At 57.0% G+C, this 745-nt stretch carries 1 protein-coding gene; it reads left to right on the top strand.

What is annotated here, in order from left to right; all coding sequences use genetic code 11:
- The first annotated feature begins 46 nt into the window (after positions 1 to 46).
- A complete protein-coding gene (locus tag LNV23_RS23875; protein WP_263565244.1) occupies positions 47 to 625 on the top strand; it encodes a hypothetical protein in 579 nt (192 codons plus the stop codon).
- Positions 626 to 745: the final 120 nt, after the last annotated feature.

Below are 745 nucleotides of genomic sequence, written 5' to 3'. Positions count from 1 at the left end.
GTGTGGTTGGGGATTTCGGGTTATTGGACAACCTCGTTAGATTGCAATGTCCACCGCATCGTCCCAGGCAAGCCATTCGCCACGGCGCTACGAGCGCACGGTTCAGCGAATCTCTGGGGAAGCCTTTTGGCTCAAGACGTACCACACGGCAATCTGTGGAATGAAGGTCCATGCTATGGGTCTCGACTTCTTCCGGGTCGCCCTGAATTCTCTAAAGGATGCCCGGCTCATTCGACTCATTCGGGTTCTTGAGGATGACTCGCAGACCGCATCCTTCTGGTACCTGCTGAAGGCAAATGGGAGCCAAGTGCGGAAAGCGGCAAAGTCTGGCGGCCTGGATATCGTCTGGTTGGCCGACGTCGCCGCACGGCTGAAGTCGATTCGAGACAAGACGTTTGTGCACATCGACAAGGGCAGCGTGTTTGACCCGGACGCCTTGTATAAGGCTGCTGGACTAACTCACGCCGATTTGGAGAGAGCGATTCTCGGACTGTGGGGAACGATGCAGGCCCTTCACCGGGATGCGCTTGGGGAAGACCTCCTCGGAGACGACTATGACGCAACCGACATTAAGCAATTGGCCGACCTACGAGACGAAACTCTTGGCATCGGACGTGCCGAGTGATGTTGCAATCTAACTTGGCAATCGACACGGACGTCCTATCGGCGGGCCTTCGCCCGCCTACCGTCCGCCGGTCATTTCTACGTTGAGGCTGTAAAAAAACTCCCCACCGGGTCCACCCCG

Origin of the sequence: Kinneretia sp. DJ1R-11, from assembly GCF_025717595.1 — a bacterium.
Classification (GTDB): Bacteria; Pseudomonadota; Gammaproteobacteria; order Burkholderiales; family Burkholderiaceae_C; genus Paucibacter_A.
The sequence above is the reverse complement of the archived record's forward strand: the minus strand, read 5'-3'. Positions and strand labels throughout refer to the sequence as shown.